The 17940-nt window shown below is 39.6% G+C and carries 15 protein-coding genes; 12 read left to right on the top strand and 3 right to left on the bottom strand.

Annotation, left to right across the window (positions count from 1 at the left end):
* Window positions 1-72: 72 nt before the first annotated feature.
* From LH29_RS12445 to miaB, 7 genes are all read left to right on the top strand, one after another.
* Window positions 73-1680 (top strand): O-antigen ligase family protein, encoded by a 1608-nt coding sequence (locus tag LH29_RS12445; protein ID WP_045030320.1) that lies wholly within the window; start codon window positions 73-75, stop codon window positions 1678-1680.
* Window positions 1677-2459, top strand: coding sequence for a Rossmann-like and DUF2520 domain-containing protein (locus LH29_RS12450; RefSeq protein WP_045030324.1), 783 nt, complete (start codon window positions 1677-1679; stop codon window positions 2457-2459). Before LH29_RS12445 ends, LH29_RS12450 begins: the two co-directional genes overlap by 4 nt.
* Window positions 2460-2461: 2 nt before the next feature.
* Window positions 2462-2992 (top strand): KdsC family phosphatase, encoded by a 531-nt coding sequence (locus LH29_RS12455; RefSeq protein ID WP_045030325.1) that lies wholly within the window; start codon window positions 2462-2464, stop codon window positions 2990-2992.
* Window position 2993: 1 nt separating this feature from the next.
* Window positions 2994-3569: a Maf-like protein gene (locus LH29_RS12460; protein WP_045030326.1), complete on the top strand. Its 576-nt coding sequence runs from the start codon at window positions 2994-2996 to the stop codon at window positions 3567-3569.
* A 123-nt stretch (window positions 3570-3692) separates the two neighbouring features.
* Entirely contained in the window at window positions 3693-4697 is a 1005-nt protein-coding gene (locus tag LH29_RS12465; RefSeq protein ID WP_052670886.1) for a sugar ABC transporter substrate-binding protein, read from the top strand.
* Between the two features lie 154 nt (window positions 4698-4851).
* Window positions 4852-5496, top strand: coding sequence for a ferredoxin--NADP reductase (locus LH29_RS12470; RefSeq protein ID WP_045030328.1), 645 nt, complete (start codon window positions 4852-4854; stop codon window positions 5494-5496).
* 70 nt (window positions 5497-5566) lie between these two features.
* Entirely contained in the window at window positions 5567-6907 is a 1341-nt protein-coding gene (miaB, locus tag LH29_RS12475) for a tRNA (N6-isopentenyl adenosine(37)-C2)-methylthiotransferase MiaB (protein WP_045030330.1), read from the top strand.
* 306 nt (window positions 6908-7213) lie between these two features.
* Here miaB and LH29_RS12480 read toward each other — a convergent pair whose 3' ends face one another.
* A complete protein-coding gene (locus LH29_RS12480; RefSeq protein ID WP_045030332.1) occupies window positions 7214-8446 on the bottom strand; it encodes an alpha/beta hydrolase family protein in 1233 nt (410 codons plus the stop codon).
* 184 nt (window positions 8447-8630) lie between these two features.
* Here LH29_RS12480 and LH29_RS12485 point away from each other — a divergent pair, with 184 nt between their 5' ends.
* The 5 genes from LH29_RS12485 to LH29_RS23840 all read left to right on the top strand — a co-directional run bounded on the left by LH29_RS12485 (window position 8631) and on the right by LH29_RS23840 (window position 14231).
* Complete coding sequence (locus LH29_RS12485) at window positions 8631-9347, top strand: ThuA domain-containing protein (RefSeq protein WP_082063682.1); 717 nt, start codon at window positions 8631-8633, stop codon at window positions 9345-9347.
* 215 nt (window positions 9348-9562) lie between these two features.
* On the top strand, window positions 9563-11854 hold the full coding sequence (gene bglX / locus LH29_RS12490; protein WP_045030334.1) for a beta-glucosidase BglX: 2292 nt from the start codon (window positions 9563-9565) through the stop codon (window positions 11852-11854).
* A gap of 200 nt (window positions 11855-12054) precedes the next feature.
* Window positions 12055-12468 carry a hypothetical protein gene (locus tag LH29_RS12495; protein WP_157493686.1) on the top strand — a complete coding sequence of 138 codons (414 nt, stop codon included), beginning with the start codon at window positions 12055-12057 and terminating at the stop codon, window positions 12466-12468.
* Window positions 12469-12723: 255 nt separating this feature from the next.
* Complete coding sequence (locus LH29_RS12500) at window positions 12724-13161, top strand: helix-turn-helix domain-containing protein (protein WP_045030339.1); 438 nt, start codon at window positions 12724-12726, stop codon at window positions 13159-13161.
* Between the two features lie 323 nt (window positions 13162-13484).
* Entirely contained in the window at window positions 13485-14231 is a 747-nt protein-coding gene (locus LH29_RS23840; RefSeq protein WP_052670888.1) for an energy transducer TonB, read from the top strand.
* A 1361-nt stretch (window positions 14232-15592) separates the two neighbouring features.
* Here LH29_RS23840 and LH29_RS12510 read toward each other — a convergent pair.
* Both LH29_RS12510 and LH29_RS12515 read right to left on the bottom strand, forming a co-directional pair.
* The gene (locus LH29_RS12510; RefSeq protein WP_045030341.1) at window positions 15593-17446 is read right to left on the bottom strand and encodes a right-handed parallel beta-helix repeat-containing protein; all 1854 of its coding nucleotides are present in this window, start codon (window positions 17444-17446) and stop codon (window positions 15593-15595) included.
* 26 nt (window positions 17447-17472) lie between these two features.
* Complete coding sequence (locus LH29_RS12515) at window positions 17473-17889, bottom strand: VOC family protein (RefSeq protein WP_045030342.1); 417 nt, start codon at window positions 17887-17889, stop codon at window positions 17473-17475.
* Window positions 17890-17940 lie beyond the last annotated feature (51 nt).

The raw sequence follows: 17940 nt of genomic DNA on the forward strand, positions 1-17940 counted from the left end.
CAAAAAATTGCGCTTATCAGCAATTATTAGTAATTCTGTGCCGTTTAATAAATCGAATTGCAACCTGGCTAAATGAGTCTGAAAAATAACACTGCTGAATTACGCGAAAAAAGTTTTTACTATAGCCTGCTGCTATTTGTAATCGTTCTGCCTTTTTCCGAAGCCTTGGTTAGTATTGCAGCAGCTTTTCTATTTCTGCAATCACTATTATTTCAACCTGTAAGTGATTTAAAAAAGTCGTTAATCAGGCATAAATCAATATTCTATATTCTTGCAATATTTGGCGTGTATCTGTTGGGGATGCTTCATACACGAGATTTTGCGTTGTCATTGTATGAACTGAAAAAAGTGGCTTTCTGGGTGGTAATTCCACTCGGAATAGTACTATCTCCGCGGTTGTCAGAAAAACGCTTCTATAAAGTAATAACAGTATTCTGCATAGCTGTTACTGTAGTAGCTGTAATTGCTGCTATACGCTTCATATTTAAATCAGCATTCAATATCTCCGACTTCAGAGATATCTCGCTCATTTCACATATCAGGTACTCCTATCAGGTGGCATTAGCCATATTCTGTTGCATTTTCCTTGTTATACGGAGTTCGAAGGAAAGTGGAGGATTTAAATACAGATCAGCAATTATAACCATGGCAGTTTGGCTGGTGTTATTTCTTTTTCTATTGAAATCAATAATCGGAATTATTGCTTTTTGGGGTACGGTGTGTTTTTTGGGGCTTTATTATCTATATACAGTAAAACGTAAATTCAACTATTTGCTTGTAGTTATACTTGCAATTTTGGTTGCATTACCGATTATTTATACAAAATCAGTTTGGAACGATTTTTATAACGTCGAAAAGCTGGATCCGCAAACCGTAGACAAATATACAGCATCAGGAAACCCGTATACTTTTAATTTTGACTCGCAGGAAAAAGAAAATGGACATTGGGTACAAAGTTATATTTGTGCTGATGAGCTGCGTACGGAATGGAACAAACGGAGTGAATGTAAATACGACTCGCTAAACATCCATGGCTTCAGTAATCGGTCCACTTTGGTTCGTTACCTTACAAGCAGGGGATTAAGAAAAGACAGTGCCGGAGTGAGCCAATTAACTGAGGCCGATATTAAAAATATAGAACAGGGAATTGCTAACTACATTTATGCCGAAAAACGTTTCTCGTTATATCCTCGGATTTACGAGACCATTTGGGAATACGACAGGTACAAAGCAACCGGAAATCCTAATGATCAATCGCTATCTCAACGTATTGAGTTTGTAAAAGCATCACTCGAAATCATAAAAACGAATATTTGGTTTGGGATTGGGACAGGAAACTGGAAGGCTGAATATGCGAAAGCATACGATGAGCTAAACTCGCAACTAAAACAGGAAAATCAGCGGTCATCGCATAATCAGTACTTAAACTACATAGTAAAGTTCGGTCTGATAGGTTTCGCGGTCATAATGAGTATGATTTTAATACCCGTTTTTAAAGAAAACCAGGAGAAAAACCTATTGTTATGGTTATTATTCGTTTTTATTGGAATTGCCAATTGGGGCGATGCCAATCTTGAAACGCATATGGGACTTTCATTCTTTTGTTTGTTTTACAGCCTGTTTCTATGGCATTCGCCGGAACAGATTAAAAATTTTACCTTTCAAGAAAAGCACAAATGAAAAAATATAAAATAGCTTTTATCGGCGCAGGAAATGTGGCAACTCATCTCTCGAATGAATTGAAAAAATGCGGACACGAAATGGTACAGGTCTACAGTCGTACCGAGGAGTCAGCAAAACAGTTGGCTGATAGTTTACATACGACCTTCACTACTTCAACTGAAACGATCACAAAAGAAGCTGATATCTACATTGTGGCCTTAAAAGATTCGGCAGTGGATCAGGTATTGAGCAAGATCGGGTTTGGCGATAAATTGCTCGTTCATTGTTCGGGAAGTTTACCCATGAGCGTTTTAAGTCAATACGCTAAAAACTATGGTGTTTTTTATCCTTTGCAAACTTTTTCAAAAAACAGAAAAGTGGATTTTAAGCAGATTCCCATTTTTGTTGAAGCAAGTTCATCCGAGAATTTAAACATTTTAGAAGAACTCGCTAATGAGCTTTCGGAATCAGTCACAATACTCAATTCTGAAAAACGAAAAAGCTTACACATTGCCGCCGTGTTTGCCTGTAATTTTGCCAATCATTGTTATGCAATGGCTGCCAAATATCTGGAGACTAAAGATCTGCAGTTTGAAATCCTGCGGCCACTCATTATGGAAACAGCTCAAAAAGTTCAGGAATTGCATCCGAAAGATGCACAAACAGGCCCGGCCATCCGTTTCGATGAAAACATTATAAAATCGCACCTGAGTGAATTAAAAGAAATGTCCGATCTACAGGAATTGTACAATTCAAATTCAAAGAGTATTTTTGAGCATCATCAGGAAAAACAATAAGAATGTCGTTTTTTAAAGAAGAACTTATCCGCGTAAAAGCTTTTGTATTCGATGTCGACGGCGTATTGTCGCAAGACGTTTCGCCGCTTAACGAAGAGGGCGACCCTATACGAACAGCTAACGTTAAAGATGGTTTTGCCATCAGAAGTGCCATAAAAGCCGGTTATCCGATTGCGATTATCACCGGAGGTTATATTGAACGTGTTCGCTTACGCTACGAAAAACTTGGAGTGGAGCATTTTTACGATAAAGCCCGTGATAAAGTAGCCTGTTTAAACGATTTCCTGGAAAAGGTGAACATATCTCCCGAAGATGTGCTTTTTATGGGCGACGACCTGGTGGATTACCGGGTGATGCAGGCTGTTGGTTTACCAACCTGCCCAAAAGATGCTGTAAGTGATATTAAAAATATCTCGAAATACATTTCGGATAAAAACGGTGGCGAAGGTTGTGTGCGCGATGTAATTGAACAGGCGTTAAAAGCACAACACAAATGGTTTACTCCCGAAATGCTAAATTCAAGAGCATTCTGAAATGAATTGGATACCCGAATATAACTTCATTCTTGCATCAAAATCGCCACGGCGGCAAGAGCTTTTAAAATCGTTGGGGATTGTTTTTCAGATGAAAACCAAAGATGTAGATGAAAATTACCCGCCGGAGCTTTCTCCTGATCAGATTCCGGGCTACCTGGCAGAAAAAAAGGCAAAGGCTTTTGCCAATGAACTAAACAATAACGATTTGCTGATAACAGCCGATACCATTGTTGTTTTAAACAGAAAAGTGCTGGAAAAACCGGACGATTACGATCACGCCTACAAAATGTTATCGGCTTTAAGCGGAAAAATGCACGAGGTAATAACTGGTGTTTGTCTTAGTTCAACCAAAAAATCGGTGGTATTTTCTTCCTTAACCAACGTGCAATTTAAAAAGCTAAGCGAAGTTGAAATAGACTACTATATTCGCAATTATAAACCTTTCGATAAGGCCGGTGCATACGGCATTCAGGAGTGGATTGGAACAATCGGGATTTCACACATCGAAGGATCGTTTTACAATGTTATGGGGCTTCCTCTTCAAAAATTATACGAGGAGATTCAAAAGTTTTAAAATCCCCTTCAAAAGGTTTCATTATTTCTAATGTTATAAAACAAGCAACTAAAACAATTTTAAGGGTTAACCTATCATCTTATAATTCGTAAATTGAATAGAAACTTAATTAAATTCAATAATATGAATTACAGGATAACATTACTCATCTTAGTTTTTCTTTCCGGACTTTGCTTTACTGCTTGCGATACCAAAGACGAGCCTGTTGAAGTAGGATTTTTAATCCATGCATTTGATAAAGAACGGTGGGAAAACGACCGGGACTATCTTGTAGAAGATGTTCAGGAACTTGGAGGAACCGTAAAAGTTATGAATGCCGAAAATGATGCTGATAAACAATTGGCTCAGGCAAAAGAACTGCTCGCCAACGGTGTTGACGTGTTAGTGGTAGTACCTGTAGATCAGTTTGCTGCCGCTGCTATTGTTGAAGCTGCACATGCGAAGAATGTAAAAGTTATTTCGTACGACCGTTTGATTAAAAATTGCAAACTTGATTATTATGTCTCGACCGACAACGTAGAAATTGGTTCGTTGCAGGCCAGTTATTTAACCACCATACAACCCGAAGGAAAATATGCTTTAATCGGGGGAGCAATGAGCGACAACAACAGCCAGTTGCTTTACCTTGGCCAGCGAAATGTGCTGCAACCTCTGGTTGAACGGGGCGACATTGAAATTGTTTATAACGAATTTACCAACGCATGGGAAGAAAACGAAGGCTATGAACATTGCAAAAAACTATTAGATGCTCATCCTGATGTAAATGCAATTATAGCCGGAAACGACGAGTTAGCCATGGGAGTGATAAGGGCTATAAAAGAAGCAGGTATGGAGGATCAGATATTGATAGCTGGAATGGATGCCGATTTGCGAAACTTACGCGAAATTGTTGCCGGTCATCAAACCTGCACCGTTTATAAACCTTACGAAAAACTTGCTGCCACTACTGCCGATTTGGCAATAAAACTTGCACGCGATGAGAATGGCGAAAAAACATATCAGACAGTGAGTAACGGGGAAATGTTAGTACCTACGGTTTTCCATACCGGAATGATCGTTAACAGGGAGAACCTTCAGTTGACCGTTATTTCAGAGGGATACCAAAGAGAGGAAGAGGTATACAATTAGTGTGAAGGAGGATTATTTGTTGAGGGATTCTGTTAGCAGGGTCCCTTTTTTTGTGGCGCTTTTTTATCAATGATTAATGTAAACCGCTAAAACCTTGAAGATTTGCCAATTATTTATACTTTTGCACCGATTTATTTAGAACAGGTCTTAATAATTGAAAAAGCATAAAGTAACACAGGTCAGGCATTTAACCGATTCTACCTTTGTAATTCGGTTCGAACGAAATGGTATGGAGTTCCAAACCGGGCAGTTTGTATTGCTCGGTACTAAAGGAGCCGTTGATCGTCGCGAATATTCTATTTACAGTGGAGAGAACGACGATTACCTGGAAGTTTTGGTACGCGAAGTGGACGGCGGAAAAGTATCGTCGAAATTAAAAAAGCTGAAAGCCGGTGATTTGGTTGATGTAGATGGCCCGTTTGGATTTTTTAAGTTCGATCCCCAAAGTTTTCAGGTGCAGCAATTTTTGTTCATCGCCACCGGAACAGGCATCAGCCCGTTTCATGGTTTTGTAAAAACGCATCCGCAGCTGAATTACAAAATGATACATGGGGTGCGTAAAGTAGAAGAAGCCTACGATCATGACGATTTTAATAAAGAAAGGGTAACTTTGTGCACTTCAGGAGAAAAGGGAGGCGACTTCGACGGAAGGGTAACCGAATTTTTAAAGACAGAGACAATAGATGAAAATACAAACTGTTTTCTTTGTGGAAACAGTGAAATGATATACGAAGTGTTCGATATTTTGTCGGAAAAAGGAATCCCGACATCGAACATTTATACCGAAGTGTACTTTTAATAAATAAAGAAAAGTTAGACTGCAACCAGAATCTTCGGACTTCCGGCTTCAGTCTTCAAGCTATAATAAAATGAAATATCACGTAGTAACCTTAGGGTGTCAGATGAATATGTCGGATAGCGAGCGGGTGATCTCGGTACTTGAAGAAGCCGGATACCAGTGGACCGACAATGAGGAGGAGGCAGGAGTGATTGGTATTTTGGCGTGCTCGGTACGTCAGAAAGCCATCGATAAAGTGTATTCACGCATTCATAAGTGGAATAAGTGGAAAAACAATAAAAACCTGGTTACTTTTATTTCGGGTTGTATTTTGCCCGACGATCATGAAAAATTCCTGAAACTTTTTGATATCACTTTCCAGATGAAAGACCTGCCCGAGCTGCCCAAAATGATCAGCAGCTACGGTATTACAACACCTACGCATTTGAATGTGGGCATCGATCCGCATAACGAGAATATCGAAGATTTCTGGAACGTGCAGCCCCATTACCAGTCGAATTTCGAGGCGTTTATTCCAATCCAGAACGGTTGCGATAAATTCTGTACTTATTGTGCTGTGCCTTATACGCGTGGACGTGAGGTGTCGCGCCCATCAAAAGATATTATTGCCGAAGTGGCATTGTTGGTAGCACAGGGTTATAAATCAATTACCTTGTTGGGACAGAACGTAAACTCCTACGGACTGGACAAAAAAGGCGAGGAGCTGACGTTTCCACAATTGTTACGCGAGATTGGAGAATTGGGGAAACGCATGAAAAAAGAATTCTGGCTGTACTTTACTTCGCCGCACCCGCGCGACATGACTGATGAAGTAATTGAGGTGATTGCCGAATATCCCGTTTTGGGAAAACAGATTCACCTACCCATGCAAAGTGGCGACGATAAAGTGTTGATGCGCATGAACCGCAAACACAACATGGAAAAGTATCGTCATATTGTGGAGACTATCCGTCGTATTATTCCGCAGGCAACTTTGTTTACCGATGTGATTGTTGGATTTACAGGCGAAACAGAGGAGCAGTTTGAAAATACCCGCAAGGCTTTCGACGAGTTTAAATTCAACATGTCGTACACAGCAATTTATTCGCCTCGTCCGGGAGCTACCAGTCACCGCTGGGTGGATGATGTACCGTTGGAAGAGAAAAAACGACGTCTGCATCAGCTTACCGAAGATCTACGAAAACACAACCTGCCATACAATGAAAGTTTGGTAGGCCAAACCGTACGTATACTAGTCCGTGGCGAAGACCGCAAAGAAGGTTTCCTTACATCGTATACCGAAGGTAAATTAACCATTCGTTTTGCCTGTACCGATAAATCAATGATCGGGCAATTTGCCGATGTTAAGATTACCTCAGCATCCGATTTCTCGCTGGAAGGCGAGTTGGTGGAAGTTGCTGCCAGTTGTTAGAAAAAGACTTTAGAATATATATTATAAAGATTCCATCTTTTTGAGAGATGGAATCTTTTTTTTTGATAGATCAAGCAACGTGATTCGCGCGGTAGCGGCTTTGGAATGGGCATTTTGCGCAGAAAATATGAATCTGAACCGTCAGGATTGATAATTTGCACAGAAAATATGAATCTCAACTGTCAGGATTGGCATTTTGCACGCAAAATATGAATCTGAATCGTTTTGGAGTCTGTAAAATATCTTTTAATGAAGTTTCAATAAGGATCCGGGACTTCCGTCTGCTGCTTTGTTCTCCAGGCTTTCTTACATCGCTGCATTTTTCAGTTCCAGAAACCAAAGTATCGATGCCACTCCTGATGGAAGAACACCTCCCTGATGATCGAGCCCATCAAGATGAATTTTCTGAACCAGGTTGGTGGATGCACCAGCTTCAATAAATTCTTCATACTTCTCTTCGCTCACAATAGGTGGCACATAAGTGTCGGCTGTTCCGTAAAATAAGGTAGTTGGTACGGTGGGAACAAAAGCAGGAACACTGTTGGCGTGCAACATATCAATAACAGGGGCATAATTTGCATCTGAATCCCATCCGGCAAGGTATTCAGATGTAAATAAGTCGGAAACGGTAGTAGTTAGCTCAGCGTTTAAATCGGCTCCTGAAGTCTGACCGTCAAACATCGTTTCAATTTTATCGGCATACGGTGCCTGAAAAACGGTATTTACAGGTGTTTCAAGACCGAGTTTCAGGTAGCTGTTAAAAATATACGCCAGAAAATAGGGTTGTGGGTAATCTTCCAAACCAACCACATATTCGTTAAGCGTTACCAGGTTGTATGGCCCCGCACTGCAGGCACTTGCTTTTAAATTGTAGGTAAAACCGGCATCGGCCTCAATGGCCTGCTGAACCTGCATGGTAGCCCATCCTCCTTGCGAGTAACCGGCAAGGTACAAGTCGTCGTTTAGCGAAATACCATCTTTGTCGTCGATAAATTCGCGCACTGCTTCCAGCATGTCGGTAACAGTTTGTACAGTCGACTCTTGGTGCAGATACGGGTGAAACATATCGTCCGATTCGCCAAAACCCAGGTAGTCGGGTAACGAAATAATAAAACCGGTGGATCCCATCATTTTCAGCATTTTGAAAAGCTGGTTTTCCGAATCAACACTGGGTGTTTTACTGTGTTCCGTGTTGGTACCGTTTTGGTAGCTTAAAACCGGGTAATCACCATCAACATCGGGGATGGCAACTACACCCGATGCCAAAACCGGATTATCGTTAAACGTAGTTTTGTAGGTAATTTTATAAACGTCAACTCCCGAATAAATGTGGTCGCTAACCGCTGATAATTCCGGGTATTGCGCACTTGCAGCGGCAATCGTTAAATCAATTACAGTTTTCGAGATCCGAAATTGCAATTCTGCATCAACAAGATAATCATTTGCCGGAGTTACCGGCTCAACATCGTCCATGTGGTCGCACGATATAAAAGCAACTACAATTAACGAGAAGTATAATAGAAATAGTTTTTTGTTCATGGAAATGTGTTTTCTGAATTAATTTAACCAAAAATAGGGTAATTTTTATTCCTGTAAAACTTTAATTCAGCGATTTATGAATTTCGGGTGTTAACAACAATACTTTTTCGTATTAATATCATACAGATGTTTTTTTTATTTTCGCGATACACAGAGACCGTCCATTTGGGTTTCAAACAAAAAAATGATGAAGAAAATTATACTTTTTGTTGTTGTAAGCATGTTTGCAAGTGTCGTTATGGCTCAACCAATAAAAGTAATGTTGGTTACCGGAGGACATAGTTTCGATACGCTCCAGTTTTTTCAACTGTTCGATCGGATGCCGGAAATAGAGTATGAACATTTTGCTCAACCCAATGCCAACAAAGCAATTGCAAATGGTGTTGCCGACGATTTTGATGTACTTGTTTTTTACGATATGTGGAACAAAATAACCCGGGATGAGAAAGCTGCTTATATACGACTGACTAAAGGGGGAAAACCATTTTTATTTCTACATCATTCGCTCGTTTCGTATCAAAACTGGCCGGCGTTCGAGGAAATTGTAGGAGGTCGTTATGTCGAGCAAAACAAAAAAATTCCGGAAGAGGAATGGTCGGAATACGAACATGATATGTGGGTGTATTGCTCGATTGAAAATTATACGCCTGTTACTGCCGGGTTTCGCGAATTACGTTTTTTCGACGAGGTATATAATAATATTCGAATCTCCGACAATGTGAGACCATTGTTGAGAACCCGTCATCCTAAAAGCGCTGAATATGTCGCGTGGGAGAACCGGTATAACGCATCAGCGATTGTTTATATACAGCCTGGCCACGATAAACGTACATACGAAACAGAAGAGTACCGAAAGCTTCTTTTTCAAGCCATACAATACCTGAATACTTTCAATAAATAAGGTAATTACAAAAAAAATACATTAAAAGTATACTATCATTTTGCCCGATCTGTTTTTATAAATTTTCGGTTGGGACTTGTTGTTATTTTGAAGCAGTAAAAATCAGCTTCATATTTTTATTATTTGAGCTAAGGCTTAGGTTTTCAGAACGTTTTTATATTATATTTGCTTCAAACTGTTAAATATACAATAAGCAATATAATATAATATAATCAATGAAAAAACAATTTCTATCACTACTTCTATTGGGATTAATTGCAGTGGCTTGCCAAAAGCCTGGTACTAATACTACCTCCCAAAATGATTCAGGTATTAATACAAAAGTTGAGGCTTTACTGTCGAAAATGACGCTGATTGAAAAGATCGGTCAGTTAAACCAATATTCTTCGCGTTGGGAATTAACAGGGCCCGCACCTGAAGGCGTTGATTCAATGTCGCTTTACAACATGGTTAAAGAAGGAAAAGTTGGCTCAATGTTGAATGTTACCGGAGCAAATGCCACCCGAAAAATTCAAGCCTGGGCAGTTGACAGCAGCCGTTTGGGAATTCCGCTAATACTGGCTTACGATGTAATTCATGGTTACGAAACTATGTTTCCGATACCATTGGCCGAGGCTGCCAGTTGGGAACCTGAACTGGCAAAAAAATCGTCGAGGGTTGCTGCAACTGAAGCATCTGCAGTTGGTTTACACTGGACTTTTGCGCCTATGGTTGACATTGCCCGCGATGCCCGCTGGGGACGTTTTATGGAAGGATCTGGCGAAGATCCGTATCTGGGAGCTAAAATGGCTTATGCGCGCGTAAAAGGTTTTCAGGGCGACGACCTGTCGGATGAAACAACCATGGCTGCGTGTGCCAAACACTTTGCTGCTTATGGATTTATTGAGTCGGGACGCGATTACAATACAGTACAAATTGGCGATCCAACTTTGCACAATATTGTTTTCCCTCCATTTAAAGCTTGTGTTGATGCAGGTGTGGCAACGTTTATGAATGCGTTTAACACCGTTAATGAAACACCGGCAACAGCCAGCTCTTACCTGCAACGCGATATTTTGAAAGGTGAGTGGGGGTTTGAAGGATTTGTGGTTTCAGACTGGAACTCGATTGGCGAAATGGTGCCGCACGGAGTAGCTGTCGATAAAAAGGAAGCTGCCTATAAAGCTATTACCGCCGGTTCGGATATGGACATGGAAGGTAATGCTTACATAAATAACCTGGAAGAACTGGTAAACGAAGGAAAAGTTGATGAAGCTTTGATTGACGATGCCGTACGCCGCATATTAACTATCAAATTTAAACTGGGATTGTTTGATGATCCTTACAAATATTGCAATCCTGAGCGTGAAAAGGTACTGCGTTGCGACGAACACCTTGCAGCAGCCAAAGAAGCCGCAAAAAGAAGTATTGTTTTGCTGAAAAACGAAAACGATCTTCTTCCGTTGAAAAAGGATGGACTAAAAATTGCCGTTATTGGCGAACTGGCCGGAAGCAAGGATGTACCACTTGGAAGCTGGAGAGCTAAAGCAATTACAAATTCAGCAGTGTCGTTGCTGGAGGGAATAAAAAATGTAGGCGGAAGTTCCAGCATTCGCTTTGCCCAGGGGCCTGCTTACACAGAAGGTTTACGCTCGTTTACTACCGAACTAAACATTAACACTACCGACCGCAGTGGAATGTCGGAAGCACGTTTGTTGGCCTCAAAATCTGATGTGGTAGTTATTGCATTAGGTGAAGATTGCTGGCAGTCGGGCGAAGGCCGCAGCCAAACCGATATTTCGATGAAAGGTTTTCAGCAGGAGTTGTTGGAAGAGGTTTACAAAGTAAATAAAAACGTTGTGGTTGTGCTGATGAATGGACGTCCGATAGAAATTAACTGGATGGCCGAAAATGTTCCTGCAATTGTAGAATGCTGGCACCTGGGATCGGAAGCTGGCAACGGAATAGCCGAAGTATTGTTTGGCGATTACAATCCTGCCGGTAAATTACCGGTGTCGTTTCCACGAGCTGTTGGGCAGCAGCCATTATATTACAATCATTTACATACCGGCCGTGCGACAAATGGCGAGGGAAATGTATTCTGGTCGCACTATACCGACCAGAGTAAAGAACCGCTTTATCCATTTGGCTACGGTTTAAGTTACACAACTTTTGATTATTCAAATCTGAAACTGTCGACAAATGAATTAACCGAAGGCGGAAAAATTGTAGTTGAAGCGACAATTACCAATACCGGTAATGTTGCCGGAGAAGAGATCGTTCAACTGTATATTCGCGACCTGGTTGGAAGTATTTCGCGCCCGGTGAAAGAACTGAAAGGTTTTGAGAAAATTAAGTTGGAGCCAAAAGAGTCGAAAGTGGTATCGTTTGAGATAACTACAAAAGATCTTGAATTTTACGGAGCCTCGAAAGAGTGGAAAGCCGAACCGGGAGATTTTAACCTTTGGGTTGGTCCAAACTCTGCTGAAGGAATGGCTGCTTCGTTCACACTGAAAAAGATGAATTAAACACTCTTTTAGTGCCGGTATAAAACAGGCGGTTTCAGAATAAAACTGAAATCGCCTGTTTTTTGTTTGAGCAAAGTGTGAAAGCTGGTGATTTAATATTGAATATAACATCTTTTAACATTTAGATAAAAAACAGATGCTTTAAGGGCTATAAATTTCATTAACTTAGCAAGCGATAAAACCACTTTAACTTGCGAATTATGAAATCATTAAGCAGGTTAATCCACAAATCCAGTATGACATTTTTACCAACCCACTACCCGGTGCACTTTTACGGGCTGCCCGATGGGAAAGTGTATCTGTGTTTTGCCCGCTTTTATAAAGCAGGTTTTAACCATACCGATCTGGAATTTGTTTTTGCCCGCCACAACGATTTTATCTACAATTACAATGAGGAGGTTATAGTTCCTATGGCCGAATTCAGAGCACCGGTGTATAACGAAATGGTAGATAATCCCGATCCGGATATTACCATTTTAGAGGTAAAACGCGATATACGGTCGTACACCGAAGCGGTGCAATACATCGATAGCCTTAACCTTACCGATTTGGTGTTAAATTCAGGAATTGAAAGTGCTGAACGAATGGCCGAAGAAATACAGATTGGAGCATAGTTCTACTGTTTATTCAGGTATTTAATTCACCATTTTGTTTTATCAACTTCCCATTTCATATCCTTTCCTAACCAACATTACAATTGTTGCTTAAATCTTTTTTTGCAAAATTTCGTATGCTAATACGATTTAATTCCATCCTGTTCCAAATGCAGGGAAAGATGATTACTATTAACCAAAAATTACGTGTTCCGTCAACATGAAAATAATTATGCTTCGCCACATTCTGAGTTTTTATCTGAACTACGTAGGATCGTGTTACAAAAATTGTCGGAAGATGATTTTGGGGTAAATGTTTTGGCAAAAGAAGTCCGGTTAAGCCGATCGCAGTTACACCGGAAATTAAAAAGTCTCACCGGCAAATCAGCCAGTTGTTTTATTCGCGAAACACGTTTGCTTCATGCAAGCGAGTTGCTAAAAGAAAATAATAATACTGTTTCAGAAATAGCCTACAAGGTTGGTTTTAGTAGCGCCAGCTATTTTAACAAGTGTTTTCACGATTATTTTGGTCATTCGCCGGGTGCCCATAAACACTTCCCTAATTGGCAGAATAAACCTGAAACAGAATTCAAATCTGGCAGAAGAATAAAACCCTGTCCCAATTTATACCACCGGCTAAACCGTCATATTTGGGTCATTATTGTCGTTATATTGCTCGTTATTTTGCTACTTTTTCTTTGGTTCTGGATTTAAGCAGCAGACGAAAATTGCAACACCGGATATTCTGGGTTGAACAATAAAAGTATTTTTATTAAGCTCCATCAGGAAGGGAAACAACTGGTGAATACACAACTTACAGAATTCATTCAAAATCAATTGTTGGTTTCATTAATACGACATAGTTTCAATTCGCGCTCATAGTTTAAAGAATTTGGAAACTGGTGTAATGAATGCAACATATTTTCAAGAGTTTATTCTTCATTTCGGCGTAACTTGAATACTAAAAGTTTCTGTTTAGGAAAGGAGGAAAAGTATTCAGAAACCTACTTATTAATGTTAATTAAATACCGAAAGCCATGAAAAAAGTACTATTTATTATGCTGGCAATATTTATTTGTTTGCTGGCAGTTGGTCAAAATGATACCCCAAAAGTTTCTTTTGATGAAGTAGCGATCTCTCCACCAGCTTTTACCGGAATTGAAAACTATGTTGATTTTTCGAATATTGATGCCAATTATTTGCAACGTTATCTTTCGGAGAAAGTTCAATATCCGGATAATGCGGAACGTTGCGGTAAGGAAGGAACAGAAGTAATTAAGTTCAACGTAAGTGCTCACGGGATAGTAAGCAATATCGACATCGTAAATGGTGTTTGCCCTGAAATAGATGATGAACTGGTACGTGTGCTGAAATCGACAAATGGAATGTGGAAACCAGGTATTAGAGATGGTATTCCCGTTGCAATGGAGCAGGAAGTTTCTATTGTATTCTCATTGTCGGGAAATGCTGAAGAAACGAATAAAAAATTTCTTAAAGTAGCTACCAGCTGTTTCACACAGGGAGCAGAATGTTTTTTTGAAAAAGGAAAATCGAAAAAGGCTGAACGACTATTTACAAAAGGAATCACCTACATGCCTTACGATCAGAGTCTTCTTGTTATGCGTGGACTTTGCCGTTATGAAAGAGGAAACGTTGCAGGAGCACGGGAAGACTGGAGCCGTTTATTGGAACTGGGTACTCTTGATCTGAATGCAGAATATCTTGCCCAGACAAAAAACTTAGAAGCATACGAAGCTTTAATGGCCTTGCTGGAAGAAAGGTAGGCTATTAGTAACGAATCTTCGATGTAAGAAAACTGTAAGCCCGGAATCTGATTCCGGGCCTTTTTTATAAATACAATGAAATGAACATGACAGATAATCAAGGGGTTAAAAATGCTGAGAGCACAATAGGTGATTTGCCTAAATTTTACGGATTTGGATATATTTATTTGTGTAAATTAAAAAGAATTATTTTCTTTGTTGGTGATAGGTCGTTCCGACCTATTGTGTGTTTGGGGGTTAACATTAATAAGGGCAGTTGTTGAACTGCCCTTTCTTTTTTTTGCCAAATCCCAAACATGTTTTTAGCTCCAACGTACTTTTACAAAAAAGATAAAATCAAGGAAGAAGTTGGCTTATCCCGGGTGTTCAAAATACCTATCAGATTTTAGGTAGTTTGCTGAAATAGGCTGAAATGACAGGCAGTTCCGAGGTTTTCTGTATTTGAATTTGTAATTTTGAAATAACAATAATCGCACAGATAATTTGTTAGGGAAGAAAAAAAATTGGTTAGGGCTTTATTCAATTACCCTTTTCAATTTCACTTTTGCGATTCAATTAAAATTAGGCACAATTCTTTTACATCTTACGAGGACGTAAGAAATATAAAAAGGCAACTGTTGAGTTGCCTTTTGTTTTTTATGGCTTCCCATATTTTAATGTGGTACTTTAAAATTAAGTAGGGGTGAGTGCGGCTTATTGCTCCTTCGCTTATTTATTTTAATCGCATCATTTCATTTTATGCATCTGGATGGTGAATTACTGACGCAATATTGACAAACAGCAGCGGTGAGGCTGTCCGTTTTATGTTCTATATTGAGAAAATTGTCCCAAAATGAAAACGTAAATAAAAAGTTTGGCACATCTAAGTGTCAGAAAATCAATAAGTAAGGATTTTTGGAACACCGATTGCTATTAATAGGACAAATTAGGAAAATAAAAATATAGGGTTTGTATAACAGGGTAGAACGACTTCTAATTTGATTGGTTCTGTATAAAGGGGTTTGTAAATTATCAATCATCACTAAAAAGCGTCCTTAAGTTCTACCCTTTCTTTTTGCTTCTTTTTTAACGTTATGTTAATAAGATTTCATAGGGGCAGTAAAAACAAAAGATAATTAAAGGCTGGCCACCATAAAAAAACCGTTCATCAACATGAACGGTTTTGTATTTACAAACCACTTCAAAAAGTGTACTGAAAAAGTAGAACCATCCTTAAATGGATCACCACAGTATTTTAATATGCTAAGATTATTGCGTCCGTTGGTAAAAGTAAAACATTAAAAGAGAAAGTTACAACGGCAACACCCGATTCCGTCTATTTTACGTCGGTAATCAGTTTTTATGAAGTTGTTACTCAGTAATCAGTACTTTTCAAATGTGAAGATGGATTCCATATCCGTTTTTAATTCATTTTCAGGGGTCCTTTTCAAATAAATATTTCGCCCCAGTACATCATCCGAAATGTTGTTGCCGATAATTTCTATTAGTTTACAATACTCAAGACTAAAAGTATAAAGCCGGTTATGAAACGGCGAAAAATCGTAATTTCTGGTTATGGTATTTCCCTTAAAAGACAGTGCCTCAGCAGAAAGTGCATAAAGTAAAGGATAATCAAAAGGATCGAACTGATTATGCTGAATGCTTATATTTCGGTGATAACCTGGATTATTATCATTTAAAGCAGGAATGACTGGATTGATGGAAATAACTGCTTCATTGTACCTGTAAGTACTTGAATTACATAAGGAGGTAAATATATTCCCCGATATGGATACATCGCTTACACCGCCTGTTTTAAGCGAAGTATTTGCATCGCCTGCAATTAGTATGGCGCTTCCGCTGGATTCGAACGTATTGTTTTCAATTAATACTTTTCCGGGAGTAGCCAGTACAATGCCACTGGCTCTGCTACTTTTAAAATTGCTGTTCCTTATTGTCAGGTCCTGTGTCCAGCTCAGGTTTTCAATACAAGCTCCGGCTTGCAGGTTTGTTGGTATTGGTTGATCCAGAAGTAACGAAAATTGCATGTCATCGATGGGTGTTATCGTTTTAACCGTGCTCGTAATGTCAGCTCCAACAAAATTTACCTGATCTCCCGGACGAGCCCAGTTCTGAATTTCACTTTGTTTATCCAGGTGGCTGCATTTCACCTCGTTTCCCGATATAACTTCGTCAACACGAACGCTGATGCCATAAACATAAACAGGCTCATTAACAAGGCCCTCAAAGGTGCAATTGTTAACCCAAACCTTGCCCTGACAATTTACTATCCGCAATCCGTCAAAGCCTCCTCCAAAGTAACGTATTTTAGAACGGTTAGGGACTGCCTGGTACCGGTCGAACTCCAGATTTTTGCTGTATTGCGACAAAATACCCGAACCCGCAGCATGATACAATCTTGTATTTTCAATGGCAATGTTTTCCGATTCGGAAATAAAAATACCTGCGTGTGTTGGCGTGGCATGTTGCATTACCAGGAAATTCCCAATTTGGGGCTTGCGTTTAAAGTTAAAATGAAGGCGAACAATTCCGGGCATTGTAGCCTCGGCAGTATAAGCCTCCCAGTCTTCGCCCAAACAAGGGTTGTCGCCGGTATGAGGAACAATGAATCTGCCGTTTCGGTCGAACTCCAAGGTTTTTTCCCATTCGTTGGTCCGGCCATTTCCCACATCAAAATAAATCTTCCCTTCCTCTAAATGATAGGGTGTTTCTCTGGGATTCAAGGCAATGTCAATATAAAGGTCGGTCGCCCGTAAAACTTCAGCCTGGGCAATAAAAGGTTGTTCCCAGTCAATCGTAACATTCTTAAGGGTAATGTTTTCACAATTGTCGAAGGTAAAGGGCTGCATTTCCTGATGAAAGATCAGGTGGCTGCCGCGCCCGTCGATTACCAGGTTTTTAATATTCTCAAAATGAAATGCACAAACTTTCGGACCTGCATTTAAGGTGTTTGCCTGGTAATAAACTTTGGTTTTGCAATCATCGGGATAAAAATGGTAAGTGCCGGTGGAGAATACCAGTACTTTTGGTTGATCGGTTTTCAGATCTTCCAGTGCTTTATAAAAGTGTTTAATGGCATTGTTTTTCCGGGTTTTGTATAAACCGTAATCTTTTAGAAAAATGTATGTGGTGTCGTTTGGAATTTCGGAAGCTGAAGCTTGCACAGTGAAGGAAAACAGCCACGAAAACAGTATTATTAGAAATCCGGGTCTCATAGTAATTGTTATTTTTTTGCAAGATACTATTTTGTGGTTTTTCCTTCGTACATCGACTGGAAAACTTCATCAACCGGTTCCCAAAGTTCTATTTTGTTGTTTTCAGGATCGAGGATGTGAACAAACTTTCCATACTCATATGATTCAATTTCATCGCAAATTGTTACCCCTGCTTCTTGCAAATCAGTCACCAACTTTTCAATATTTTCAACCCTGTAGTTGATCATAAATTCTTTCTCCGAAGGTTGAAAATAGTTGGTATCATCTTTAAACGGACTCCAAACCGAGTAGGCTTTTTCATCCGGCGAATCCGATTTCCGGAATTCAAAAACCGAACCGTATTCGTTTGTTACCAGACCCAGGTTTTCACTATACCAATTTTTCATCTTTTCCGGATCTTTTGTTTTGAAAAAGATTCCGCCGATGCCTGTTACTTTTTTCATAAATTTTCTTTTATCAATAAAAAGATAACGCTATCAAATGGTTCAAGCGAA

The organism is Draconibacterium sediminis (genome assembly GCF_000949475.1).
Lineage (GTDB): Bacteria > Bacteroidota > Bacteroidia > Bacteroidales > Prolixibacteraceae > Draconibacterium > Draconibacterium sediminis.